General features: G+C 61.2%; 23 protein-coding genes. 10 read left to right on the forward strand and 13 right to left on the reverse strand.

What is annotated here, in order from left to right:
* Positions 1-19 precede the first annotated feature (19 nt).
* Positions 20-1,279 (forward strand): formamidase, encoded by a 1,260-nt coding sequence (gene fmdA / locus QM596_RS23335; protein ID WP_019744435.1) that lies wholly within the window; start codon positions 20-22, stop codon positions 1,277-1,279.
* A 121-nt stretch (positions 1,280-1,400) separates the two neighbouring features.
* Positions 1,401-2,813: an acetate metabolism transcriptional regulator RamB gene (gene ramB, locus QM596_RS23340; RefSeq protein ID WP_019744436.1), complete on the forward strand. Its 1,413-nt coding sequence runs from the start codon at positions 1,401-1,403 to the stop codon at positions 2,811-2,813.
* Between the two features lie 5 nt (positions 2,814-2,818).
* Here the strand turns inward: ramB and QM596_RS23345 are convergent, their stop codons facing one another.
* From QM596_RS23345 to QM596_RS23385, 9 genes are all read right to left on the reverse strand, one after another.
* Complete coding sequence (locus tag QM596_RS23345) at positions 2,819-3,841, reverse strand: alpha/beta hydrolase (RefSeq protein WP_019744437.1); 1,023 nt, start codon at positions 3,839-3,841, stop codon at positions 2,819-2,821.
* 131 nt (positions 3,842-3,972) lie between these two features.
* Entirely contained in the window at positions 3,973-4,992 is a 1,020-nt protein-coding gene (locus tag QM596_RS23350) for an alpha/beta hydrolase (RefSeq protein WP_020968896.1), read from the reverse strand.
* A 68-nt stretch (positions 4,993-5,060) separates the two neighbouring features.
* Entirely contained in the window at positions 5,061-6,701 is a 1,641-nt protein-coding gene (locus tag QM596_RS23355; RefSeq protein WP_020906734.1) for a class I adenylate-forming enzyme family protein, read from the reverse strand.
* Positions 6,702-6,710: 9 nt separating this feature from the next.
* Positions 6,711-7,415: an ABC transporter ATP-binding protein gene (locus QM596_RS23360; RefSeq protein ID WP_020906733.1), complete on the reverse strand. Its 705-nt coding sequence runs from the start codon at positions 7,413-7,415 to the stop codon at positions 6,711-6,713.
* Position 7,416: 1 nt separating this feature from the next.
* Positions 7,417-8,190: an ABC transporter ATP-binding protein gene (locus QM596_RS23365; RefSeq protein WP_283310000.1), complete on the reverse strand. Its 774-nt coding sequence runs from the start codon at positions 8,188-8,190 to the stop codon at positions 7,417-7,419.
* Positions 8,187-9,215: a branched-chain amino acid ABC transporter permease gene (locus tag QM596_RS23370; RefSeq protein WP_283310001.1), complete on the reverse strand. Its 1,029-nt coding sequence runs from the start codon at positions 9,213-9,215 to the stop codon at positions 8,187-8,189. Before QM596_RS23370 ends, QM596_RS23365 begins: the two co-directional genes overlap by 4 nt.
* Positions 9,215-10,090: a branched-chain amino acid ABC transporter permease gene (locus QM596_RS23375; RefSeq protein WP_283310002.1), complete on the reverse strand. Its 876-nt coding sequence runs from the start codon at positions 10,088-10,090 to the stop codon at positions 9,215-9,217. The genes QM596_RS23370 and QM596_RS23375 overlap by 1 nt, the downstream gene beginning before the upstream one ends.
* A 120-nt stretch (positions 10,091-10,210) precedes the next feature.
* Positions 10,211-11,290 (reverse strand): ABC transporter substrate-binding protein, encoded by a 1,080-nt coding sequence (locus QM596_RS23380; protein ID WP_283310003.1) that lies wholly within the window; start codon positions 11,288-11,290, stop codon positions 10,211-10,213.
* Between the two features lie 126 nt (positions 11,291-11,416).
* Complete coding sequence (locus tag QM596_RS23385; RefSeq protein WP_283310004.1) at positions 11,417-12,184, reverse strand: TetR/AcrR family transcriptional regulator; 768 nt, start codon at positions 12,182-12,184, stop codon at positions 11,417-11,419.
* A 267-nt stretch (positions 12,185-12,451) separates the two neighbouring features.
* Between QM596_RS23385 and urtA the strand changes: the two genes are divergently transcribed.
* From urtA to QM596_RS23415, 6 genes are read left to right on the forward strand one after another with little or no spacing between them, the layout of a single operon-like run.
* The gene (gene urtA, locus QM596_RS23390) at positions 12,452-13,708 is read left to right on the forward strand and encodes an urea ABC transporter substrate-binding protein (protein WP_283310005.1); all 1,257 of its coding nucleotides are present in this window, start codon (positions 12,452-12,454) and stop codon (positions 13,706-13,708) included.
* A 54-nt stretch (positions 13,709-13,762) separates the two neighbouring features.
* Positions 13,763-14,647 carry an urea ABC transporter permease subunit UrtB gene (urtB, locus tag QM596_RS23395; RefSeq protein ID WP_003941514.1) on the forward strand — a complete coding sequence of 295 codons (885 nt, stop codon included), beginning with the start codon at positions 13,763-13,765 and terminating at the stop codon, positions 14,645-14,647.
* Positions 14,644-15,750 carry an urea ABC transporter permease subunit UrtC gene (gene urtC, locus QM596_RS23400; RefSeq protein ID WP_021333894.1) on the forward strand — a complete coding sequence of 369 codons (1,107 nt, stop codon included), beginning with the start codon at positions 14,644-14,646 and terminating at the stop codon, positions 15,748-15,750. The genes urtB and urtC overlap by 4 nt, the downstream gene beginning before the upstream one ends.
* Positions 15,747-16,583, forward strand: coding sequence for an urea ABC transporter ATP-binding protein UrtD (gene urtD / locus QM596_RS23405; RefSeq protein WP_019744448.1), 837 nt, complete (start codon positions 15,747-15,749; stop codon positions 16,581-16,583). Before urtC ends, urtD begins: the two co-directional genes overlap by 4 nt.
* A gap of 3 nt (positions 16,584-16,586) precedes the next feature.
* Entirely contained in the window at positions 16,587-17,279 is a 693-nt protein-coding gene (gene urtE, locus QM596_RS23410) for an urea ABC transporter ATP-binding subunit UrtE (RefSeq protein ID WP_003941544.1), read from the forward strand.
* Between the two features lies 1 nt (position 17,280).
* Positions 17,281-17,970, forward strand: a complete 690-nt coding sequence (locus QM596_RS23415; RefSeq protein ID WP_020906727.1) for a GntR family transcriptional regulator — start codon at positions 17,281-17,283, stop codon at positions 17,968-17,970.
* Here QM596_RS23415 and QM596_RS23420 read toward each other — a convergent pair whose 3' ends face one another.
* The 4 genes from QM596_RS23420 to QM596_RS23435 are packed head-to-tail and all read right to left on the reverse strand — an operon-like array spanning position 17,971 to position 21,253.
* Entirely contained in the window at positions 17,971-19,383 is a 1,413-nt protein-coding gene (locus QM596_RS23420) for a hypothetical protein (RefSeq protein ID WP_283310006.1), read from the reverse strand.
* Positions 19,380-19,988 (reverse strand): signal peptidase I, encoded by a 609-nt coding sequence (locus QM596_RS23425; protein WP_030535532.1) that lies wholly within the window; start codon positions 19,986-19,988, stop codon positions 19,380-19,382. The genes QM596_RS23420 and QM596_RS23425 overlap by 4 nt, the downstream gene beginning before the upstream one ends.
* Before the next feature lie 10 nt (positions 19,989-19,998).
* On the reverse strand, positions 19,999-20,616 hold the full coding sequence (locus QM596_RS23430; protein ID WP_020906724.1) for a hypothetical protein: 618 nt from the start codon (positions 20,614-20,616) through the stop codon (positions 19,999-20,001).
* Between the two features lie 7 nt (positions 20,617-20,623).
* Positions 20,624-21,253 (reverse strand): SipW-dependent-type signal peptide-containing protein, encoded by a 630-nt coding sequence (locus QM596_RS23435; RefSeq protein ID WP_019744453.1) that lies wholly within the window; start codon positions 21,251-21,253, stop codon positions 20,624-20,626.
* 227 nt (positions 21,254-21,480) lie between these two features.
* Here QM596_RS23435 and QM596_RS23440 point away from each other — a divergent pair, with 227 nt between their 5' ends.
* Together QM596_RS23440 and QM596_RS23445 are read left to right on the forward strand one after the other, a co-directional pair.
* On the forward strand, positions 21,481-22,470 hold the full coding sequence (locus tag QM596_RS23440) for an LLM class flavin-dependent oxidoreductase (RefSeq protein WP_020906723.1): 990 nt from the start codon (positions 21,481-21,483) through the stop codon (positions 22,468-22,470).
* A 9-nt stretch (positions 22,471-22,479) separates the two neighbouring features.
* Complete coding sequence (locus QM596_RS23445) at positions 22,480-23,676, forward strand: MFS transporter (protein WP_283310007.1); 1,197 nt, start codon at positions 22,480-22,482, stop codon at positions 23,674-23,676.
* The last annotated feature ends 46 nt before the right edge of the window (positions 23,677-23,722 follow it).

Raw genomic sequence — 23,722 nt, forward strand, 5'->3', positions numbered from 1 at the left:
TCGAGAATGAGGAGTGCATATGCCTGAACTGCTGTTTCCACTCGATTCCGCCAAGAAATTCACCGACCAGGCGATCGTCGGCCACAATCGGTGGCACCCGGACATCCCGGCGGCGGTGACGGTGAAACCCGGTGATGCGTTTCGTGTCCATTGCCGCGAATGGTTCGACGGCGCGATACACAACGACGACTCGGCCGACGACATTCTCAATGCACCACTGACCACGGTCCACACGCTGTCCGGCCCCTTTTCCGTCGAAGGCGCGAAGCCCGGCGACCTCTTGATCGTCGACATCTTGGATATCGGGCCTATCCCCCAAGAAGATTCGGGTCCGTTGGCCGGCCAAGGCTGGGGGTACACGGGCATCTTCCCTCGAAACAACGGCGGCGGCTTCCTCACCGAACAGTTCCCCGACGCGTACAAGGCCGTCTGGGATTTCTCCGGCCAAACGGCGACGTCGCGTCACATTCCGCACGTCTCGTTCACGGGCATCGTCCACCCGGGGCTGATGGGTACTGCTCCGTCGGCGGCGTTGCTCGCCAAGTGGAATGCCCGCGAGGGCGCCCTCATTGCCACCGATCCCAATCGGGTTCCCCCGCTTGCACTTCCGCCCGAGCCCCGCGATGCAGTACTGGGAACCTTGACCGGTGACGAGTACACACGCGTAGCCGGCGAGGCGGCGCGCACCGCTCCCCCTCGCGAGAACGGTGGAAACCAGGACATCAAGAACCTCACCAAGGGCAGCCGAATCTTCTATCCGGTATTCGTGGACGGTGCGAATCTGTCGGTCGGCGATCTTCACTTCTCCCAGGGCGACGGTGAGATCACTTTCTGCGGTGCCATCGAGATGGGCGGCTTCATCGATCTTCGTGTGGACATCATCAAGGGCGGAATGGATACCTACGGCGTTTCCGAGAACGCCATCTTCATGCCGGGCAACACGGATCCGCAGTATTCCGAGTGGCTTGCGTTCTCGGGCACTTCCGTCACGTTGGACGGCGAACAGAAGTACCTGGATTCACATCTGTCCTACCAGCGTGCGTGCCTGCATGCGATCGAGTACCTGACCAAGTTCGGGTACGCGCCAGAGCAGGCGTACCTGCTGCTGGGTGCGGCACCGATCGAGGGCCGCCTGTCGGGCGTCGTGGATATCCCCAACTCGTGTTCGACGGTGTATCTCCCGACTGCGATCTTCGACTTCCCCCTCGCACCCTCGTCGAGCGGACCGTTCCAGATCGATCCCGGAATTGGCGCTCCGCGTTCGGAGAACAGGGTCTAGGCCTCCGGCCCCGTGAGTGGTTGAGGAGTGTGAGGACTCCTCAACCACTCACAGGGGGTACCGGTGCGAATTCTGCAAACCCACCTTTGCGAAGCCGGACTGTCACTCGTATCCTGGGAAAATGTCGAAAACCTTTGTCGGTGTCCGGCTCCGCCAACTGCGGACCGAGCGCGGGTTGAGTCAGGCTTCGCTGGCCAAGACGCTGGAGATCTCGGCAAGCTATCTCAATCAGATCGAGCACGACGTCCGGCCACTCACCGTGCCGGTCCTCCTGCGAATCAGTGAAGTCTTCGGTGTCGACACCACCTTCTTCTCCCCACAGGACGACACGCGCCTGATCGCGGAAATGCGTGAAGTTGCCCTCGATCAGGAGATGGGCATCGACGCCGACGCCCACGAAATCGCGGAGATGGTCTCCACGCACCCGGGCCTGGCCAAGGCGATGGTCAACATGCATCGCCGCTTCCGCAACACCACGGCGCAACTCGCCGCAGCGACGGAAGACCGCTTCTCGGACGGCAGCGGCAGCGGTTCGATCACCATGCCGCACGAGGAAGTGCGCGACTACTTCTATCAGCGGCAGAACTACATTCACGATCTCGACACCGCGGCCGAAGAACTCACTGCCCGGATGCGCTTTCATCGCGGCGACGTCGCCGGCGAGATCGCCAGACGCCTCGAAACCGTCCACGGCGTGCAGATCGTTCGACGAGTCGACCTGGGCGAGAACATACTTCATCGTTACGACCCGGATACCAGGGTCCTGGAAATCTCCGCACGGCTCTCCGGCGGGCAACAGGTCTTCAAGTTCGCGACAGAACTCGCGTACCTCGAGCACGGCGATCTGCTCGACTCGTTGGTGGCCGAAGGCAACTTCACCAGCGAAGCGTCGGTCTCTTTGGCGCGACTTGGATTGGCCAACTACTTCGCGGCGGCCACCGTGCTCCCATACAGCCAGTTCCACGACGTCGCCGAGGACTTCCGGTACGACATCGAGCGCATGTCCGCCTTCTATTCCGCGAGCTACGAGACGATCTGCCACCGCCTCTCGACTCTGCAGCGCCCCAAACTTCGCGGGGTTCCGTTCATGTTCGTCCGTGTCGACCGTGCCGGAAACATGTCGAAGCGTCAGTCCGCCACCGGATTCCACTTCTCCACCAGCGGCGGTACGTGCCCGCTGTGGAACGTCTACGAGACGTTCTCTTATCCGGGCAAGATCATGCCCCAGATCGCACAGATGCCCGACGGCCGCCGATACCTCTGGGTTGCTCGCACGGTCGAACGTCGAGCGGCTCGATACGGACAGCCCGCAAAGATCTTCGCCATCGGATTGGGATGCGAGATTCGACACGCCCACCGACTCGTCTACAGCGACGGTCTGGATCTGGACGAGTCGAATCCGGGAACTCCGATCGGCTCGGGCTGCCGTGTCTGCGAACGCCTCAACTGTCCGCAGCGTGCCTTCCCGCCGTTGGGTAAAGACCTCGACATCAGCGAGCACCGGAGTTCGATTTCGCCTTACGTGATTCGCTGACCGCGCTAACGCACGTAGTTGCGTAGGAACGCGACTGTGCGATCGAACGCGATCATCCCGTCCACGGTATCGAGGTCGAACTGATATTCGTGGTCCAGCGCAGGCTCGTGATCTTCGGGGTAGAACAGTGCGTCTACTTCGACGCCCAGATCGGCGAGCCGTTCTGCCATGGGTTTCGACTGGCTGGCGGTCAGTGGGTCGACATTTCCGCCGGTGATGAACGTCGCTGGAAAGTCCGAGGTCACATGGCCCAGTGTCGACATCTGACCCACTGCAGTCGACCCGTCGAAGTCCCTCGTTCCGAGATACCCCCACAGCGACTGCTTGTCGACGCCCCAACCGAAGTACTTCCCCTGCGACAGCAGGGGTTTCAGATCGAAGACCCCACAGTCGAGGACAACTCCGCGTATCTGCTCGGGACGTAATGCCGGTTCCACACCCATTTCCGACGCGTAGTCAGGGCTGGTCATGACCGTCGCCAACTGACTGGACAACTGCGCGCCTGCCGAATCTCCCGCAAGAAAGAGATTGTTCGAATCGACATGCAACCTGTCCGCATTGCTCACGATAAATCGATACGCGTCGTTCAGTTGATTCACTGCGGTGGGGTAATACGCATCTGGTCCCAGTGAGTAGTCCACCGAAATCACAGTGAAGCCTTGATTTGCCAACAGTTTGTAGTAACCGTCGGCATCAGTTCTCGATCCTGATATCCAGCCACCGCCGTGCACCCAGACCACCGTGGGTAGCGCCGAAGTGGACTCCGACGGGTAGTAAACGTCCAGTTGTGCATCGTCGTCGCCGTCGCGGTACGACTGATCGAGAATCGAGACGATTCCTGACGGTGCATGCCTGTCGAGTTGTGCGTGAGTCGCTTCGGAGCCACCCGCTGACATCCACCGTACGAGGAGAACTCCTGGCCACGGACTGACGATTGCCGCGGTTACCCCGGACAGCAGAATGACGACGAATACCGCCGCGATTCCGACAATGCGCCTTCGCCGTCTGTCGGGGGAAGACGCGCGCACAACAACTCCTGGGGTCGGATCGGATTCACCCAGGCTAGACCAAAAGGACTAGTCGAGAATTCCCCGGCAACACACCCGCGGCGCTTTGTCTGAAATGACCATTTCTTCAGCGTCTCAGCATCATCCGACAACTAGCGGGTGTGTGCGTCGAGAAACTGAACCGTGCGATCGAGGGCAGTGAGACCGTCGGCATTGTCCAGATCGAACTGATACTCGTGACCGAGCGCCGGAACGTGATCGGCCGGATAGAACAGTGTGTCGACCGCAACTCCCAACCCCGTCAATTTGTCAGCCAACGGTTTCGACTGAGAATCTGTCAAAGGATCCGCGTTGCCGCCGCTGATGTAGGCAGGCGGAAATTGAGCGCTGACGTAGTTCAAGGTCGACATCTGATCCGCTGCATCGGTACTCATGAAGTCACGCACCCCGGTATACGCCCAGAGGGACCGATCAACCCCCCAACCGATGATGCCGGGTCCGCCGACCATGTTCCCGACGTCGTAGATTCCACAGTTCAGGATTACTCCACGTAACTGATCCGGCCGCAGCGACGGGACCACGCCCACACGGTTCGCATACGCGGGATCAGTGACGAGAGTGGCGAGCTGACTCGAGAGTTGCGCTCCCGCAGAATCACCGGCGAGAACGACCGTCGTCGGATCAACATGCAGCCGTTCCGCATTCGCAACGACGTACGCGTGAGCGTCGTTGAGCTGCCGCACCGCTGTCGGATAGTGGTGCTCGGGTCCGAGTGAGTAGTCCAGGGACACAACGGTGTAGCCACGAGAGGCCAGCAACTCGTAGTACGGCGCGTAGTTGGACTTGCTTCCCGAGATCCAGGCACCGCCATGAGTCCAGATCACCGTAGGCAATGCGGTCGTCGTCGCTGCGGGAAAGTAGACATCCAGGTATGCGTCGTCGTCTTCGGCGCGGTACTGCTGGTCCTTGATCGAGTCGACGCCTTCGGGCGCGTGCTTCTCGAGCGCCTCGGTGACTTTCACGGCATCACGATCGAAGACCCATCGCACGGTGAGTGCGCCAGGTCTCGGGCTCAGAACGAAGGCCAGAACCACGGCTCCGACCAGAACGAACACAATTGCCAGAGCCCACAGCAAGCGCCTGCGCCACCGATGCGGTGAAGGGTTCGTCATCGGGTTTCCTTCACTCTCGGCAAAATGTCCGGATCAGCGTAACGCGGCGCCGGTACTGTCAGGCGCGATCAGCCGAGTTCAGCGATCCGCCGCTGCGCGAGTGCCTTGACTTCGCCCTTGGCTACTTTGCCGCCTGCCGCCATCGGCAATTCGGCGACCGTCATCACGTACTCGGGTATGTACTCGCGGGTCACTCCTCGGCTCTGCAGCCAGGCGGTCAGGTCCACCGAACTCAGATCGTCATCGGCGGACACGACGACCGCACAGACCTTCTCACCGAACAGCGGATCGTCGACTCCGACCACGGCGACCAGTTCCACCGAAGGATGCGCGCGCACGTACTCCTCGACCTCGACCGCGGAAATGTTCTTGCCGCCTCGAATGATGATGTCGGCTTTGCGCCCGACCACACGCACCCGCCCGGTCTCGTCGATCTCGACGATGTCGCCGAGAAGCATCCAACCGTCGTCGGTGTACAACTCGTCGTTTGCATCGACGTCGCCCCAATAACCCTGGCACATCAGCGGGCCGTTGACCGCAGGCTGACCGCGACGGACGGAGCCGGTCACTTCCTTTGCCGCATCGTCGAATACACGAACTTGCATGCGATCGATGACGTGGCCGCACGTCTTCAGTCGGGTATCGGAGCCGTCCGAAACCGTCGTCACCGAGACGGCGCCGGTTTCGTTTGATCCGTAGAACTGCAGGACAGCCGCTCCGGTACGTTGTTCGAAGGCCAGTGCCTCCGAATACGGCACGGCTTCACCACCGGTGAACATGAAACGAAGTGACGAGAGATCGGCCGATTCCGCGGCCTCCGAACGCAACAGCATCTTGAATTGTGTACTCACACAATTCAAAGCAGTCACCCGTTCGCGCTCGATCAACTCGATCATCACCGAAACGTCGAAGCGTTCCATGACGACATTGCGAGCACCGAGTAGCGCCGGCAGGAAATGCGAAGTCCAGAGGCCGAATCCGAAAGGTGCCGGAACCGCGCCGAGGAACACCTCATCCGGACCGATCGCCGCCGCCTCGGCGGCAATCTCGGAGAAACCAACCCAACGATCCTCGGTTTGTGTGACCAGTTTGGGTAGGCCCGTTGTGCCGGACGTCGAGTTCAGCATCGAAACGGCTGACGTGACAAAACACGGACTGGTTGCGGGGAACTGCTTTAGCTCGACCGGCAACGAGGTGAGTTCGCCGTTTGCACTCACGCGTTCGAAACTCACGTCGGCGCGTTCGTCGGCGAAGACGACGTCCAGTCCGGGATGCTCTGCCCGCAGACTCGCCACGAGTTCGGCGGTATCGACGCCGCGCAGCGTGCGAGTGGTGACGAGTACGGAGGCTTCCGAGCGGGCGATCAGATGAGAGATCTCGCGAATGCCCGAGCGCGAACCGATTCCGACCGCGACGCGGCCGGTACGAAATGCTGCGCAGAGAGCCGCATGGAATACAGCGGTGTCGGGGAGCAACACGGCTACATGTCCGTATCCCTCACCAGCTAGATCCAGCGCCGACGCGATCGCATCGGCAGCCGCGTCGTACTGTTTCCACGACACCCTCGATTCCGGAGTGACGAAGGCGGTTTCGTCCGGGATGGTCTCAGACCAATGCCTGACCATTTCGCTGATGCTGACGCCGGCGAACCGGTCCGGATTCGTGGCGAATTCACCGACGGTGAAGTCGAGTGTCTTCGTTTCAAGCATGATCGTCGATCATCTCCCGTCGGCGCTGAGGACGCCCATCGATTGTTTGTACGCGTTGTCCAGTGTCGCTGCGGAATCGCATTCGCGGACGAGTTCGCCGCGCTGCATGACATATCCGCGGTCGACAACCGATTTCAGTGCAGTGAGTGCCGGTTCCGTCACGATGACGGTCACACCCTCGGCGGCCAGACCCCCGACCAGCGCTCGCAGCTCCGCGACGATTTTCGGTGCCAGTCCTGTCATCATCTCGTCGAGGAGCAGCACCTTCGGGGTTTCAAGAAGTGCCCGCCCCAGAACCAACATCTGCTGCTCACCACCGCTGAGGACCCCGGCATAACTCTCGGAGCGTTCACGCAGGATCGGGAACCTCTCGAAAGCTGTTTCCACGGCTTCGGCTTTCAATCCCAGCAAGTCTGCGCCGACGCGTAGGTTCTCGCGAACGGACATTCGCATGAACAGTTGCCTGCCTTGGGGTACGTAGGCAAATCCGCTGCGGACACGATCCAGTGCCGATAATTTCTGGATCTCTCGACCATCGAATTTGATTGTCCCGGTGGCGGGAACCGAGCCGTAGATGGATCCCGCCAAGCTGGTCTTGCCTGCACCGTTCGGCCCGACGATCGCTGTCACTTCACCGGCGGGGGCGACAAGGGAGACTTCCCGGACGGCGACAGCGGATCCGTATCGAACTGTGACTCTGTCGAGTTCGAGCATGTCAGGCGCCTTCCTCGTATTCGGAACCGAAATAGACTTCTCGCATCGCGTCGCTGGCCAAGCACTCCTGCGGTGGTCCGTAGAACGCCACTGATCCGAAATTGAGCAGCACAATCTTGGTGGCGAGCGCCGCAATGAGATCGACGTTGTGATCGACCAGGACTACTCCTTTGCCCTGCGCGGCAATCGATCGCACGGCACCGGAGATGGCAGCGATGCCGTCGTGATCCGCGCCGGCAAACGGTTCGTCCAACAGGAGAACATCGGGTTCGGTCGCCATCGCCCGCGCCACCTCGACCAGACGCTGCGCCCCCAAACTGAGATCCCCGCAAGCACTCTCGACGTCGGCGACCGAGTATCGCGCAGCAATCTCCCGGGCCCGCTGTGCTGTCCGGTCCCAGTTCTCGAAAGGTCCTTTGATCGCCCACCACAGCGAGTGCAGAGGTGAGGTGATCTTGTGCCCGTACAGTCCCGGGATGATGTTGTCGACGGCGTCGAGTTCCGCCGCGAGCTGCGGATGTTGAAACGTGCGCGAGAGCCCTTGCCGTGCACGGCGCTCCGACGGCCCGGTCAAGGGAGCACCGGCGAGCGCGACGGTTCCGGAGTCTGCTTGCTGTGTGCCGAAGATGCAGTCCACCAGTGTGGTCTTGCCTGCCCCGTTCGGGCCGACCAGGCCGATCACCTCTCCCGGTCCGACGCTGAACGAGACATCGTCGACAGCGCGGACGCCGCCGTAGGACTTGTGGAGCCCGCTCACTTCGAGTAACCGCGTCATCGATTGCCACGCTCCTTGTACAGACGGTTCATTCGACCCAGAACGTTCTGACTCCACCCGATCACCCCACCAGGCGCGACGATGAGGATCACCAGGACGGCTCCGGCAAGCAGGAGTTCGCCGCTCCCCTGGTACCCGGGCATGTTCAGCGTCACGATCACCACGATCAATGCACCGAGCGGCGCACCCCATGCCGAACCTCGACCGCCGATGATCGGCATGAAGATCGCAAGGAAAACAATACTGAGAGTGAAGGTTTCAGGAGTGACAGCTTGCACCGACACAGTGAACAGCGATCCGCCGGTCGACGCGATCGCAGCACCGATCGCCAGCGCCACCACGGTCAGATGCGCAGGATTGACGCCGGAAGACCGTGCGACATTACGATTGTCGCGGGCAGCTTGCAACATCAGCCCCCACACCGATTTCCGAAGTCGATCGACAGCGACCGCGATCAGACACACGAACAAGATCGCGAACACGACCAATGCGTAGCGCGGTGGCTCCCAGCCGAACATCGTCACAGTCTCGACACCCGAGATCCCGGCCGACCCGCCGGTGAAACTCGGCCCGTCGATCAACCAGTGCTCGAAAGCGATACCGAACAACAAGGTCACTGCGGCAAGGTAGAAGCCGGAGAGTTTCTGTGTTGCCAAGCTGAGGAGTACTGCAACCGCTGCAGCGGCGAGGGCGCCGAGAATCCATCCCCACCACATCGACAACCCGGTCCGAACCGAGATCAGCGCAACGGCATACGCGCCGATCGCCGCATACGCGCTGTACGCCATCGACAGTGATCCCGCGAGCACGAATGGCACGTACATGCCGAGTGCGATCAGCGAATACGTCGCAGCGAGGAACACCAGATCCTGCCGGTACAGACTCGGCCCCATCCACAGCAGCACGGCAGCAACCACGACCACGGTGATCAGCGCTTCTCGTGACAGGGCGAGCATCCTCGTCCGGGAACCGCCGGATGTAGTGGGCGGATTTGACGTCAGCGGACTGGTAGAAAGCGAGGCCATCAGACGCGAACCTTCCTCGAGAGCAAGCCTTCCGGACGGAAAGCGAAGAACACCAGGGCAATCAACAGAATCGCGGTTTGAGCAGCACTCGCACCGAAGTAGTACGGGGCGAATACCTGGACGACGCCCAACACCATTCCGCCGATCAGCGGAGCCCAACTCCGGCCGGTACCACCGATGACGAGTGCGATGAATGCCGTCAGCGTCCATGACAGACCGCTCGTGAACTGAACACCGGCCTTGGGAGCGAACAGAAGTCCGGCGACGGCGGCGATCACACCCGCGAGGGTGAACGCGATGAGGCGTACCCGATCCACCGGCAAGCCCAGGACGCGGGCGGCATCCGGACTGTCGCCGACGGCGCGAAGCAGACGGCCCGAGGTGGACCGGTTCAGCCACAGTCCGATACCGACGAAGATCACTGCAGTTCCGACGACGAGTACAACGGTCGAACTGTCGACGGTGGCACCGAGCACCGATATCGGATCGAAGTCGAAGATCTTCTGCCCGGGAAGTGGTGTTCGGCCGAAGACAGTGCCGGCGAGCTGCTGGATCCCGAACAGTACTGCGGTCACAGCCACCAACGCCGGTAGTTCCCCACGACCCGATCGCTTCTGAACCTGTTTGACCACAAGCTTTTCCGTCAGGATCGACAGCGCCACCGCTACCGCGATCCCTAGCGGCATGGCAATCCAGAGAGCGAGCCGGTAATTGATCGCGACCCAACTCGACGCCATGGCCGCAACCATCGCATACGGACCCATCGCAAAATTGAAGAAATCGGCGCCGACCACCACGAGATACATTCCGAGGGCTATCAGTGAAAAGAATGCACCGATCTCGATGGCAGCGAGCCACAGTTGTGCGTCTGTCATGTCAAGGCTCCTCGGTTATCCACACGGGGGTTGGTAGGAATCCCACGGATGGGCCGGCTTGTTGTCCTCACCGAATTCGACGAGCACCAGTCCGCAGAGGCTGTCCGGAGCCAGGTGATCCTACGAGGAGAACGACAGTGTCAATCCGTCCTGGCCGAAGCTGGCGGGAAGTGCCGAAACCTGTTGAAGAGCATCACGAACGGCCGTCCGATCTCGGTGGTCGCCGGCAATTTCGATTGCCTCGGCCAACATCATGACGGCGTCGTACGCCTGTGCGTCGTAGGCAGTCAGTTGATAATCAGGCCCCTTAACCGCCTGGACCTTGCGACGCAGTTCGGCGGTTCTCGGGTTGTTCTCACTGAGCGAGCCCATGTACACCATGCCGCTCAACGCCTTCGGGTCCGCCAAAGCCCAAGATGCGGGCTGGTTCCCGATGGAAGCGAGTGAGAAGCGTTGCGTCTGCGGGGTGATCTTCGACAAGGTGTTGTGCGCGAGGATTTCGAAGTGCCCGCCGATACTGGCGACCAGAATCGCGTCCGGTTCGGTTTCCGCGAGACGTGAGACCTGTGCGGTGATGTCCGCGGCATCGACCGGCGCCTTTTCGACGCCCGTCACTCTCGCGCACTTCTCGAGCGCCGGCCGCAGGGTCTTGATGATTCCGTCGATGGACGCACTCGCGTCACCGAGAATTCCCAGGGACTTGTACCCCATCTTCTCGAAAGCCCCGCAGTACACCTGCGCGTACTGCTTCAAGGAGTTCGGAATCATGAACGAGTAGTCGTTGTCGGGCGCCGAGGCAAAGGCGTCGCTGAGAACGACCGGAGCTATCGCGGGGATCTTCGACTGCTGGAGAATCGACTTGGCCTGCAGCACCGACCCGCTGCCGGTGGCGAGGATGACCGCACTTGATCCGTGATCGACCAACTTCCGAATGATCGACGGGGTCTTGGTGGGACTGCTCTCGTCATTCTCGACAACCAATTCCACCTGCTTGCCGTTGATTCCGCCGGCCTGGTTGATCAGGTCGACAGTCATACGCACGGTCTTGCCGGCGATCGTGCTGTACGACGCACCGGGCCCGGTGGAGTCCTCGTCCAAACCGATGACGATGGTGTCTTCGGGAATGACACCGGCAGATGCGCACGCGCTCGCCCCGAGGACCACTGCCACGCAGACGGCAATCGCCTTTCCGAGTCTCACATCAATCTCCCGTCCAAACTCTGCTTGGTAAATCAAACAAGCGCTTGATTTACGAGTGTGGACAGAAGTATGCACTGGGTCACACCGATAGTCAAAATTCGAACTACACGCGCAGGAACTGCGGTGTTACGGCTTCTGCCGCTGCCGGATCGAGGAGCTGAGTTCGCGAATGACGGACTTCAATTCGTCGACGTCCGAACGGAGTTCGGCCATTTGGGAGTCAGAGCGGAGTTCTGCAAATTCGGAGGCAGGAGATACGGTCTGCGCTTCCTTCTTCGTCGTGGGCTGCGCAATGCGTGCCACCGGCTCGCCGTCGACGGAACGTGCGGCGAAGCCGTCCAGGAAAACCGAAATCAGATTGCGCTGCAGATCATCCGCCAACTCGGAAAGCTGCGGGCGATACTGCGCGACGGTGGACCAGACGGATTCACGCAGGAGACGGTGAAACTGTTCGGGATCGATGTCTTCCCGAAACTCCGCGTCGGCAATTCCGCGAGCGATAGCCGATCGCCAGTAGCTGTGTGCCTTCTGAACCAGGATGGTGATGGGCGTGTCCGCCGGTTGCGACGAAAGTATGGCTTCTCCCTGATAGACCTCCGTGGCATACGGGTGATCCACCGCCGATGCAAAAGACACCGAGACCATCGTTGCCAGGCGATCTCGGGCCGAACCTCCCGACTCGATCGAGTCTTCGTACCTGACGTTGAGGTCTTCGAGAAACCGGACGACGATCTCGTTGGCTATCGCATCCTTGGAGTCGAAGTAGTGGTAGAGGCTGCCGGAGAGAATCCCGACTTCGTCGGCGATGTCGCGTACCGTCGTCGCGGCGATTCCCCGCTCACTGAACAGCTTGGCCGCATGAGCGAGTATTTCGTCCCGTCGGGTCGAGCGCACGAGAAGATCCTTCCGACGTTCCGATCGTCAAGCGAGTGCTTGATCAATTTCTCGTCGATGCTAACACCGCACCCTCGCTGACCTGCGGTGTGAGGTCCTGGACATCCAATCGAAACACCGGACACACACTTGTCACCGACAGTCATTCCACCGCAACAACTTCCACCTACTCTGTGCACTCGACGAATACAGCGTTGTATACGCACTCCGGATACAGATCTGTCAGAGCCATTGTCTGCCAGAGCCATCGACACGAAAGGCCCGTACATGCGAACCTTCTCGAAGCGCACCCTTGCCGCGCCGGCCGCTCTCGCCGCGCTGGGCTTGGTTCTCACCGGCTGCGGAAGCAAGGCGACAGACACCGCATCGGGAGATTCGACGGCTACGTCGTGCGTCGACACCTCGGGGGACACGATCAAGGTCGGTTCTCTGAATTCACTCTCGGGCACCATGGCCATCAGTGAAGTGACGGTCCGCGACTCCATCTCGTTGGCGGTGCAGGAGATCAACGATTCCGGCGGTGTGCTGGGCAAGAAGATCCAGATCGTGGCAGAGGACGGCGCGTCGGAGCCGACAGTGTTCGCCGAGAAGGCCGAGAAACTGATCAGCAGCGATTGCGTCGCAGCAGTTTTCGGTGGCTGGACTTCCTCGAGCCGCAAGGCCATGCTGCCGGTGTTCGAGGACAACAATTCCTTGCTCTACTACCCGGTCCAGTACGAGGGGCTGGAAGATTCGAAGAACATCTTCTACACGGGTGCAACGACCAACCAGCAGATCATCCCCGCTCTGGATTACCTGAAGGAGAAGGGCGTCAAGTCGCTGTATCTGGTCGGCAGCGACTACGTGTTCCCGCAGACCGCCAACCGCATCATCAAGGCGTACGCGGCAGCGAACGGCATCGAGATCAAGGGCGAGGATTACACGCCATTGGGCTCGACCGACTTCTCCACCATCGTGAACAAGGTCCGCACAGCCGACGCCGATGCCGTGTTCAACACACTCAACGGTGATTCCAACGTCGCGTTCTTCCGTGAATACTCGAATGTCGGCCTGAAGCCCGCCGACATGCCCGTCGTCTCCGTCTCCATTGCGGAGGAAGAGGTCGGCGGTATCGGAGTCCAGAACGTCGAAGGCCAGCTGACGGCGTGGAACTGCTACCAGACCATCGACTCCCCCGAGAACAAGAAGTTCGTCGAGGCGTACAAGGCGAAGTTCGGCCAGGACAAGCCCACGTCCGATCCGATGGAAGCGGCATACACCTCCGTCTACCTCTGGAAGAACACAGTCGAGAAGGCCAACTCGTTTGCGGTCAAGGATATTCAGGACAACGCCGACGGTGTGACCTTCCAGGCACCCGAAGGACTCGTCACCATCGACGGCGACAACCACCACATCACCAAGACTGCCCGAATCGGCGAAATCCGTTCCGACGGACTGATCTACACGGTCTGGGATTCGGGACAGCCGATCGAGCCGGATCCGTACCTGAAGAACTACCCCTGGGCCGAGGGACTCGGCAGCTGATCGACGAAAGGCGGAATTGACGGAATCGACGAGTAGAGAGGTGGAGCGTCTGTCATGGATGTTGTGATCGGACAGTTGTTCACGGGTTTGAGTATCGGATCGATTCTCCTGTTGGCAGCGTTGGGATTGTCTCTCACGTTCGGGCAGATGGGTGTCATCAACATGGCACACGGCGAGTTCATCATGGCCGGCTCGTACACCGCATACGTAGTGCAGCAGGTGATCTCGAATGCAACGGGATCGTTGATCATTTCTCTGCTCGTCGGTTTTGTCGTCGGCGGACTGATGGGTGTCGTGCTCGAAGTGGTCCTGGTATCGCGGATGTACCACCGACCCCTCGATACCTTGTTGGTGACATTCGGCGTCGGATTGATCCTTCAGCAGTTGGCGCGCGACATCTTCGGCGCGCCGGCAGTCAATGTTTCGGCGCCGAGCTGGCTTTCGGGCGGGGTCGATATTTTCGGCGCCGTGGTACCGAAAACCCGCATCTTCATTCTGGTGTTGGCGATCGCAGCGGTGATCGCGCTTTCGGTCGCACTGAAGCAGTCGTCGATGGGTAGACGCATCCGGGCCGTCGTCCAAAATCGCGATCTGGCCGAGACGAGCGGAATCTCTTCTCGTCGTACGGACATCACGACCTTCTTCCTCGGTTCCGGACTCGCCGGCGTCGCGGGTGTCGCGTTGACACTCATCGGTTCCACCAGCCCGACCATCGGCCAGTCGTATCTGATCGACGCCTTCCTTGTTGTCGTCGTCGGCGGTCTCGGTCAGATGAAGGGAGCCGTGATCGCAGCCTTCGCCCTCGGCATCTTGAACTCGTTCATCGAGTACTCGACGACAGCGTCGATCGCGAAGGTGATCGTGTTCGTCATTATCGTCGTCTTCCTTCAAGTTCGGCCGCAGGGCCTGTTCGCAGTCAAGACGAGGAGCCTCGTATGAGCATCCTGAACAATTCCCGAATTCGGGTGTGGGGCGGTTTTGCACTTGCCGCGATCGTGCTGTTCGCCATCGCTCCGGCTGTGCTCTCGGACTTCAGGCTGTCACTGTTGGCCAAATTCCTGTGCTTCGCCATAGTCGCTGTCGGCATCGGCTTGGCTTGGGGCAGAGGCGGAATGCTCACGCTCGGCCAGGGCGTCTTCTTCGGAATCGGCGCATATGTGATGGCGATGCACCTCAAGATCGCCGATGCCGAACTCAAGGGCGACGCGGTACCGGACTTCATGTCCATCGCGGGCAAGACCGAACTTCCGGGATACTGGCAACCGTTCGCCTCGCCATTCGTGGCGATCTTCGCCATCCTTTTCCTGCCGGCCGCTGTTGCCTTTCTCCTCGGACTCGGTGTGTTCAAGCGGAGAGTCAAGGGCGCATACTTCGCGATCCTCTCGCAAGCACTCGCCGCGGCTTTCGCGATCCTCTTGATCGGCCAGCAGTCGATCGGTGGCAGCAACGGCCTCAACCGCTTTCGCACATTCTTCGGTTTCAACCTCAACGATCCGGCGAACAAGCAGATGTTGTTCTTCATCGCCGCCGGAGTTCTTCTCGCATCGGTCGCTCTGATTCGCCAGCTGATGAACTCCCGATACGGCGAACTCCTCGTCGCCGTCCGCGATCAAGAGGAGCGCGTACGTTTCCTCGGATACGATCCGGCGAACATCAAACTGGTCGCCTACGTGACCGCGGCGTTCCTCGCCGGTATCGCCGGTGCGCTTTTCGTTCCGATCGTGGGCATCATCTCCCCCGCCGACGTCGGGATCGTTCCGTCAATCGCCTTCCTCATCGGGGTCGCGATCGGTGGCCGCGCAACGCTTCTGGGTCCGGTACTCGGTGCGATCGGCGTCGCTTGGGCGCAGTCGACATTCTCGGAGAAACTCCCTTCGGGATGGATCTACGCACAAGGGTTGATGTTCATCGTCGTGGTCGGGTTCTTCCCGGCAGGTGTGGCCGGATTGTTCGCCCTGATGCGCCACCGCAAGAAGCGTGAGACCCCGGCCGACCCGCCGGTCAAGGTCTCCCAACCCGAACCAGTGGAGGTGTCGTCATGACCAACACAACCGCCACCAGCGAACCCACACCGGCACTGGGCGGCAACGCCGGAATGTCGTCCGAGTACCTCGAAGTACGGAACCTTTCGGTCAGCTTCGACGGTTTCAAGGCCGTCGACGGCGTCGACTTGACCCTCATGCAGGGCGACCTCAGGTTTCTCATCGGCCCGAACGGGGCTGGAAAGACAACGCTGGTCGACGCCATCACCGGACTCGTTCCCGCGACGGGTTCGATCACGAAGTCCGGCGAGCAACTACTCGGCAAGAAGGTTCACAAGATCGCCCGCCTCGGCGTCGGGCGAACCTTCCAGACGGCAAGCGTCTTCGAAGAACTCTCGGTGCTGCAGAATCTCGACATCGCGGCGGGAGCCGGTCGCTCGGCGTGGAACCTGCTCCGAAGGCGCAAAGGTGTGCTCCCCGAGATCGAGGAGGCTCTGGAGACAACCGGCTTGGAGCACCTCAGAGACACTCCCGCGGGCATTCTGGCGCACGGGCAGAAACAGTGGCTCGAAATCGGAATGTTGTTGGTGCAGAACTGTTCCGTGCTACTACTCGACGAGCCCGTCGCTGGGATGAGCCTGGAGGAGCGCGAGGAGACCGGAAACCTTCTGCGTCGCATCGGCGGTGCACGAACCGTCGTCGTGGTCGAGCACGACATGGACTTCATGCGATCGTTCGCCACGTCCGTCACAGTGCTCGCCGCTGGGAAAGTACTCGCCGAAGGAACTGTGGCGGAGGTTCAAGCCGACCCCAAGGTGCAAGAGGTCTATCTCGGCACAGCCGCTGCCGGAACCGATCTCGGCGCCGACACCGAACCGACCCCGGAGGACTGAATCATGCTCGAGCTCGTCGACATCCGCGCCGGCTACGGACGCACCGAAGTAATCCACGGCGTATCCTTACTGGTTCCCAGTGACGGGGTTGCGGCAGTCATGGGTCACAACGGTGCGGGTAAAACCACCTTGCTGCGCGCCGCCGTCGGTCTGATCAAACCTACGCGGGGAAAGGTACTTCTGAACGGTGAGGACATCACCGGACTACGACCGAGCGCCCGCGTCGCTCGCGGACTTGCCTACGTACCGCAGGGTCAGCAGTCGTTCGGACAACTGACAACTGCCGAGAATCTTCGGGTGGTCGCCGACGGGCGCAAACGCGGAAAGGCACTCATCGCAGAGGCATTGGATCTGTTTCCCGCGCTCACCACACTCCTCGACCGTCGCGCGGGACTTCTCTCCGGCGGGCAGCGCCAACAACTTGCCATCGCCCGCGCATTGATCACCGAGCCCAAGATCCTCATCCTCGACGAACCAACCGAGGGCATTCAGCCCAACGTGGTCGCCGAAATCGAAAGAACCGTCATGGAACTCACCGAGCGCGGCGATCTCGGTGTCCTCCTTGTCGAGCAGCACATCGGTTTCGCGCTCCAATCTGCTCAGCATTACAGCATTCTCGCGGCCGGACACGTGACCTCGACCGGTGAGGGCGGCACCACGTCCACCGAGGCGGTTCGTCGAGCGATGGCAATCTGACATGAGTGTGCGGCCGCCGCTGCGCGAACAGGTTTACCGGTCGATCCGAAACGATCTGATGTCCGGTCAAATCGCGCCCTCGGAACGACTGGGCGAGGAACGCCTGGCCCATCTCTACGGTGTCTCGCGAACACCGGTGCGCGAAGCGCTCGCAAAGTTGGAATCCGACGGGCTGGTCGAGCGCGACGAACATGGACTCTTTCCGTACCGACCGCACCTCGACGAGTTGGGTGGACTCTACGAGCTGCGCATACTCCTCGAGGTGCACGGGCTTCGTCGGGTACTCGACGGTGAGGCCCCCGCTCATGATCGAGACGCGCTCGGTTCCGAGCTCGACAAGTGGTACGCATTTCTCAAACAGATGCCGGTACCGGACGCCGGTTTCGTGACGCTCGACGAGGAGTTCCACATCGCGCTCCTCGCCTCGTCCGGAAACCACGCGTTGGTCGACGCCTTGCAGGCCGTCAACTCGAAGCTGCGCCCCGTGCGGATGTTCGACTACCTGACTCCCGACCGCATGAAGGCCACCGTGGAGGAACATATCTCCGTCGTCGAACTGGTTCTGGACGGCAAGATTCCGCAAGCCCACGAGGCGCTGGTATCGCACATCGACATCTCTCGTGCGGTTGTCCTCGACCGTGCTCGTCAGGCCCTCTCGTTGGCCGCCATGGCCAATGCCGTGCGTAACTGATCAGCGTCGTGTCGCTGAGTTCAGAGTGACGACTCCGGTGACGTGGTCTCTCGTCAGGGGGATCCTGAGGTACTCCCCCGGTGCGGTTGGCTTCGGGCCGAGTTCAGAACCGGGGACCGTACCCGTTGTGCCGTCCGAGCATTCGACTGCAACTTCGCTCGTGTAGTCCGCATCAGGCGCAACGTCGCAGGTGAGTCCGTCATCCGTGGTGAAGGCGGAGATACTCGAACCGACGGGCCCCTGGATTACTGTCCCGATTGGGTCCGCCGGAGCCGGTGTACTCGTGGTTGGTGTAGCCGTCGTTGTCGGCGTTGCTGTCGATGTCGGCGTTGCTGTCGATGTCGGGATTGCTGTCGGTGTCGGCACAGACGCGGTGGTCGTCATCCCTGCCGTGTTCTCAGCTGCCGTGGTCTCAGCTGCTGTGGTCTCAGCTGCTGTGGTCGAAGAAGTCGTCGATGACGGGGGTTCGCTCACCGAAGTAGGCGTCGGGCTGACCGCACGCGCAGCAAATCCGGTTGGGAGGCTCAGCGGCGTGACCGGGTATGTCGCGGTGCCAATTCCGCATTGAGCCGTTACAAGATTGAACGTCACGTTTGTGGTGCCCAGTATCTGCGCCCCCAGAATCGCAAAAGCTGCCATCGAAAGACTCACGCTCAGCGTCGATTGCGCCGTTGTTGCCGTGGACGTTCGCGTGCTCACGAGCTTGATGTTCGTGTATTGAATCGTCGCCAAGCCAGCGGCGTTCACAGTGGCGTCCGCCCCTGTCACCGTCACCGATCCGTTCTCGGCAGGCTGTGGAATCGTGAGGACGCGAGATCCCACCGTCACCTGATTCGTGGGGCTACTCGCCGATACCGATGCCCTGTTCGAGGTATCGCACGCAGCCCCTGCCGTAATCGGCGATGCCACAGTGACTATCGGCGCACTTACCAGATCAATCCCCAGTAGAGACAGCAAGTTCACTGTCACGGTCATCGAGGTGAGTGTCGACGTCGCATCGGTATCCGAAACAATTGCCGACTGGCAGCGGCCGCTCGCAGGCTGCCCGACCGAGTAGGCAGCGCACGACGAGATCGATCCGGTCCGGGACAACGAGTTGACACCCAGCAGCTTTGCAACCACCAGATTGGTTGTGTCCAGGTCCTTTCCAATCGTGTTCTGTTGTGAGACACCTTCGAACATCGAACTGCCGAAAAGATCTATCACGATTCCGCCACTGGACAACCCGAGCCCGCCGGCGCCTCTGCCGTACCCACTCGTCGTCCATGAACCGGTGGAAATCGGACCGGTCACGTATTCGGAGTCTGTCCACGCCGCTTCGGTCTCTCCGAACAGTGGGTGAGACGAGAAACCGGAGCCCAGAACAACCGCAACTGCCAATACGATGACTGAGAACAGGTGGCGACGCTTCATTGCCTCCCGCCGTCCGGCGGTAGAAGAACCTGAATGGGTTCGGTTTTCGGTTCGGCCAATTCGGCATCATCGTCGTCATCGGTATTGCGCGGCCAGAATACCGCAACCACCAAAGCGGCCATGGTCAGCGTGATCGCCCCCAGAACAAGAGGATTCGAGAAGTAGACGATCACCCGCGCCAATCCCGGAACGTGCCAGAGCACCTTTCGGACCGTGGTGACCTCGTATACCGCGGGATCAGCCGAAGCGTTGGCATCACCCTTGAGATCGAGAATCGTGATGCCGTTGTCCTGGGTACGAGCGGAGACGACCCGGTGGGTCACCGGCAGTTCGGACACTCCCCGATCGACGGTGACGACGTCGCCCACCTCGACGGAATCTGCCGGTACTTCCCGTACAACTGCCAGAGATCCGGTCGGAATGGTCGGCGACATCGATCCGGTCTTGAACATGATCAGTGTGATGTCGAAGGCGACGGCACAGATCACCAAAGCGATACAAACAACCCCACCGGCAGCGAGAACCTGAAGGATGCAGTCCCCGATGATCGTGGGGACCGAACGCTTCTTCGTCCGGGCATGTGTTGCCCGGGCATGTGTTGGCATTGCAGCTCCTTCAGGGTGTTGCACTGAACTGCCAAGTGGGAGTTGCCGTTTTACCGATCAACGCCGAGTTACTCCAATTAGCCGAGGTTCCGGGCAGCGAAATCTCGAAGCACAGCGCCACCGCGGCGCCCGGGGACGCTCCACCGGCGGGTAGCGCGATGGCCCCGACTGCGGAACCAGTTGAGAGCGACGGAAACACCGTCGCACTTCCCACCACGAATTGTGGTGTTCCCGTGGAGAAGGCTGACGCATCACAGGTCGTCGACTTGACCACCCGATACCGAAGCGCCGACGCCAGAGTGGAGTCGCCGGCAACCGTGGCCGCCTGCAGAGTGACGGATGCTGCCGGCGAGACCGGCACTGTTCGAAGAGATATCGGGCCGTACGAGAACGCACCGGGGCGAATCAGGAGCGCCGAGGGTGTGTACGTGAAAATGCCAGGGGCACTGGATGCATGCGACGACCATCCACCGCCGACGTTCGACTCGATTCCGAAGGTTCCGGTGCGAAACGATGCATCGCCCATCGTGCTGTCCACCCAACTGGCAGCCACGGTGGTTGCACCGATACCCAGGACGAGTCCCGAGGCCGCCAGTGCGTACACCTGACGCATTCGCCGTGTGACCACGCAGGCGTCAGGGGGTGGACTGGCCGGTGAACTGCCAGAGCAAGCGCCCGGTGTCCTTGCCCGACACGATCGAGGGGTCGACTCCGGCGGGCAGCGTGACCGCGAAGCACAGTTCGACCGGCACACCCGTGCCTAGCAAGGCGACATCCGAACCCGAACCTGCCGTCAAGGCCACCGGACTAGCTGTCGTGCCCACCCATGCTGTGCCTGCTCCAATTCCCGCCGCCGTGCAGGCCGTGGAGGAGACACCTCGATACACCGAGTACCGCAGGGCGGGTTTGAGATCGGCATCACCGCCCGTCGCACCGAGTAGTTGTACCGTCGCGCCGAAAGTGCTGGCCGTGGGACCGATCCGTAGCGCTACCGGCGCATATACCGTCGTTCCGGGTGCGAGTGTGTTGAATCCCGTGCTGAATTGGAAGTGGCCGGCGGAAGCGTCGACTTGATACTCACCCCAGGTCGTCAGTCCGTCGAAACTGCCCTGGAGATTCCAACTTCCCGTCTTGAACTGCGCGTCGCCGAAAACATTGTCTGTCCACGCTGCCAAGGTGACAGCGGCGCCGATACCGAGGACAAGTCCTCCGGCTAGTAATGCACGTACTTTGCGCTTGTTTACAGCCTTCCGATCAGTGGCCATGCTGGTCTCGATTCACTTGGAATGCGAAAGAACCTCCGATTCGGGAAATCTAGCCCCCACTTTCACCCGAAATATCCGAAATGACCGAAATTGAGACAAAGACTTGACGCCTTCTCCTCCTCGCCGCCATCTGTGGGCGTTGACCAGGGGGAAATAGGAAAGCCGGCCAGATGGTTGCACCTTCCAACGACGCTTGCGTTCTATTCGCTGAGAAAGGCTCCACCTCCATGGCCGTACCACTTTCCATCCTCGACCTCGCCCACATCGGGGACGACGAAACCGCCAAAGACAGCTTCGACGCCAGCGTGACCTTGGCGCAGCGTGCCGAGGAGTGGGGCTACAAGCGAATCTGGTACGCCGAGCACCACAACATGGGTTCCATCGCGTCTTCGGCAACCAGCGTTCTGATCAGCCACGTCGCCGCGAACACCAGCAAAATCCGCCTCGGCGCCGGTGGAATCATGCTGCCCAACCACGCACCGCTGACGATCGCCGAGCAGTTCGGCACCCTCGAGACTTTGCACCCCGGTCGAATCGATCTCGGTCTCGGCCGCGCGCCCGGTAGTGATCAGAAGACGATGCAGGCTTTGCGACGCGACCCGAGTTCTTCGGACAGCTTCCCGCAGGACGTACTCGAGCTTCAGGGCTACCTCGGCGACACCTCGCGCGTCCCCGGAATCAATGCCGTTCCCGGTAAGGGCACTCACGTTCCGCTCTACATTCTCGGATCGTCACTGTTCGGCGCCAAGCTCGCCGCGATGCTCGGCCTGCCGTATGCATTTGCCTCGCACTTCGCCCCCAACGCCCTGCGCGACGCCGTCGCAATCTACCGACGCGAGTTCAAGCCGTCGGAGCAGTTGGCGGAGCCGTACGTCATCGCCGGCGTCAACGTCATCGCCGCCGACACCCATGAGCAGGCTCAGCAGGACTTCCTCGCGGCCAAGCGTTCGCGCGTCAGTCTTCTTCTCGGGCGTGGACGCAAATTCACGGACGACGAAGCGGACATGCTGCTCGACTCCCCCGCCGGTCAGCAGGTTCTGCAAATGACCAAGTACAGCGCCATCGGCACGCCCGCCGAGGTGCGTGCGTACCTCGACGAATTCACCGAGCATGCGCAGGCCGACGAGCTGATCACGGTGTCGACCGGCACCAACCGCGAGGCATGGTTGCGCACGTTTGAACTCCTCGCCGACGTGAGCGATCTGGTGCCCGCCTAAGCTGCCGGTATGGGCGATCCATCCCGTCGCGGGTTCATCTCGGTACTGGCCGTACTACTTTCGACGGGTTGGGCCGCCAACCACTTTGCTTCGCTCATCCCGGTTCTCCGGGTGGACGAGGGCCTTTCGCATATCGTGCTCGACGGTGTTTTCGGTATCTATGCGCTCGGACTCCTACCCGGCCTGTTGACCGGTGGAGCAGTGTCGGACCGCGTCGGCCGAGCTGTAGTCGTCCTTCCCGGAGCACTCATAGCCTCGCTCGGAACCTTGATTCTTCTTCTCTGGCACGACGCGCCCGGGCTCATGGTCGGGCGCCTCGTAGTCGGTATCGGTGCCGGTCTGGCAATCGGCGCCGGTACCGCGTGGGCAGCTGACCTTCGCGGTAGGTCCGGAACCGTGATGGCGGGCGTAGTGCTCACCTCGGGTTTTGCACTGGGACCACTGTTTTCGGGTCTGTTGGCACAATTTGCCGCCTTCCCACTCGCTACGCCCTTTGTCGTCTCGGCCGTCTTGTCGGTGGGTTCGGTTGCCGCTGCTGCCTCGTGGAGTCTTACTCTTGCTCCCACCAAGGCTGCGACGTTCACACCGGTTCCCGACCGCTCTGCGCGGTCGGGAACCGGTGTGAAGGTCGCACTGCTCTGGGCACTTCCGTTGGCGCCATGGGTGTTCGCCAGCGCAACAGTGTCTTTCGTGACCATGACGGCCAGGCTCGGCGACCGCTACTCAGGTCCTCTCCTTCCGGGTTTCGCCGCGGCGCTGACTCTGGGTGCTGGAATCCTGGTTCAAACCGCTGCGCGCCATCGCAATTGGGGTCCTCAGGCCGGCACGGTCGGCGCCGCACTGGCGGCACTCGGATACTGCCTGGTCGCAGTCGGCGGCGCGCACCCCGCGCTCGGGTTGTTCATCGTCTGCGCGCTCGTCCTCGGTACGGCCTACGGACTGTGTCTACGTGAGGGACTGCTCGACCTCGAGTCGCTGGCTCCCCCGGCCTCGCGGGGCGCTTTGACCGGGATCTTCTACGTCGGCACCTATCTCGGATTCGGACTGCCGGTGCTACTGGTTGTCATCGAGCCCACGATGGGTCCGTCACTGCCGTTGGTGATCCTCGCCGCTGTTGCCGCAGTCGTTGCCGTGGTCCGATTCCGTCGATTGCGGTCGACCCAGGCTTCCACGTCACATCCGCGTCTCGAAGCCGCATCGGTCTGAACACCCGTTCGGACGGAGTTGGCGGTACTTGCAGTCGCAGCTACCC

Source organism: Rhodococcus sp. IEGM 1406, assembly GCF_030056745.1.
GTDB lineage: Bacteria > Actinomycetota > Actinomycetes > Mycobacteriales > Mycobacteriaceae > Rhodococcus_F > Rhodococcus_F erythropolis.

Coding starts and splice junctions, on each gene's coding strand:
- QM596_RS23370 (WP_283310001.1), bottom strand. CDS start 9,215: ATGGCCTCGCTTTCTACCAGTCCGCTGACGTCAAATCCGCCCACTACA.
- urtC (WP_021333894.1), top strand. CDS start 14,644: ATGAGCATCCTGAACAATTCCCGAATTCGGGTGTGGGGCGGTTTTGCA.
- urtE (WP_003941544.1), top strand. CDS start 16,587: ATGCTCGAGCTCGTCGACATCCGCGCCGGCTACGGACGCACCGAAGTA.
- ramB (WP_019744436.1), top strand. CDS start 1,401: ATGTCGAAAACCTTTGTCGGTGTCCGGCTCCGCCAACTGCGGACCGAG.
- QM596_RS23350 (WP_020968896.1), bottom strand. CDS start 4,992: ATGACGAACCCTTCACCGCATCGGTGGCGCAGGCGCTTGCTGTGGGCT.
- urtA (WP_283310005.1), top strand. CDS start 12,452: ATGCGAACCTTCTCGAAGCGCACCCTTGCCGCGCCGGCCGCTCTCGCC.
- QM596_RS23445 (WP_283310007.1), top strand. CDS start 22,480: ATGGGCGATCCATCCCGTCGCGGGTTCATCTCGGTACTGGCCGTACTA.
- QM596_RS23415 (WP_020906727.1), top strand. CDS start 17,281: ATGAGTGTGCGGCCGCCGCTGCGCGAACAGGTTTACCGGTCGATCCGA.
- QM596_RS23355 (WP_020906734.1), bottom strand. CDS start 6,701: ATGCTTGAAACGAAGACACTCGACTTCACCGTCGGTGAATTCGCCACG.
- fmdA (WP_019744435.1), top strand. CDS start 20: ATGCCTGAACTGCTGTTTCCACTCGATTCCGCCAAGAAATTCACCGAC.
- urtB (WP_003941514.1), top strand. CDS start 13,763: ATGGATGTTGTGATCGGACAGTTGTTCACGGGTTTGAGTATCGGATCG.
- QM596_RS23420 (WP_283310006.1), bottom strand. CDS start 19,383: ATGAAGCGTCGCCACCTGTTCTCAGTCATCGTATTGGCAGTTGCGGTT.
- QM596_RS23425 (WP_030535532.1), bottom strand. CDS start 19,988: ATGCCAACACATGCCCGGGCAACACATGCCCGGACGAAGAAGCGTTCG.
- urtD (WP_019744448.1), top strand. CDS start 15,747: ATGACCAACACAACCGCCACCAGCGAACCCACACCGGCACTGGGCGGC.
- QM596_RS23375 (WP_283310002.1), bottom strand. CDS start 10,090: ATGACAGACGCACAACTGTGGCTCGCTGCCATCGAGATCGGTGCATTC.
- QM596_RS23440 (WP_020906723.1), top strand. CDS start 21,481: ATGGCCGTACCACTTTCCATCCTCGACCTCGCCCACATCGGGGACGAC.
- QM596_RS23365 (WP_283310000.1), bottom strand. CDS start 8,190: ATGACGCGGTTACTCGAAGTGAGCGGGCTCCACAAGTCCTACGGCGGC.
- QM596_RS23360 (WP_020906733.1), bottom strand. CDS start 7,415: ATGCTCGAACTCGACAGAGTCACAGTTCGATACGGATCCGCTGTCGCC.
- QM596_RS23435 (WP_019744453.1), bottom strand. CDS start 21,253: ATGGCCACTGATCGGAAGGCTGTAAACAAGCGCAAAGTACGTGCATTA.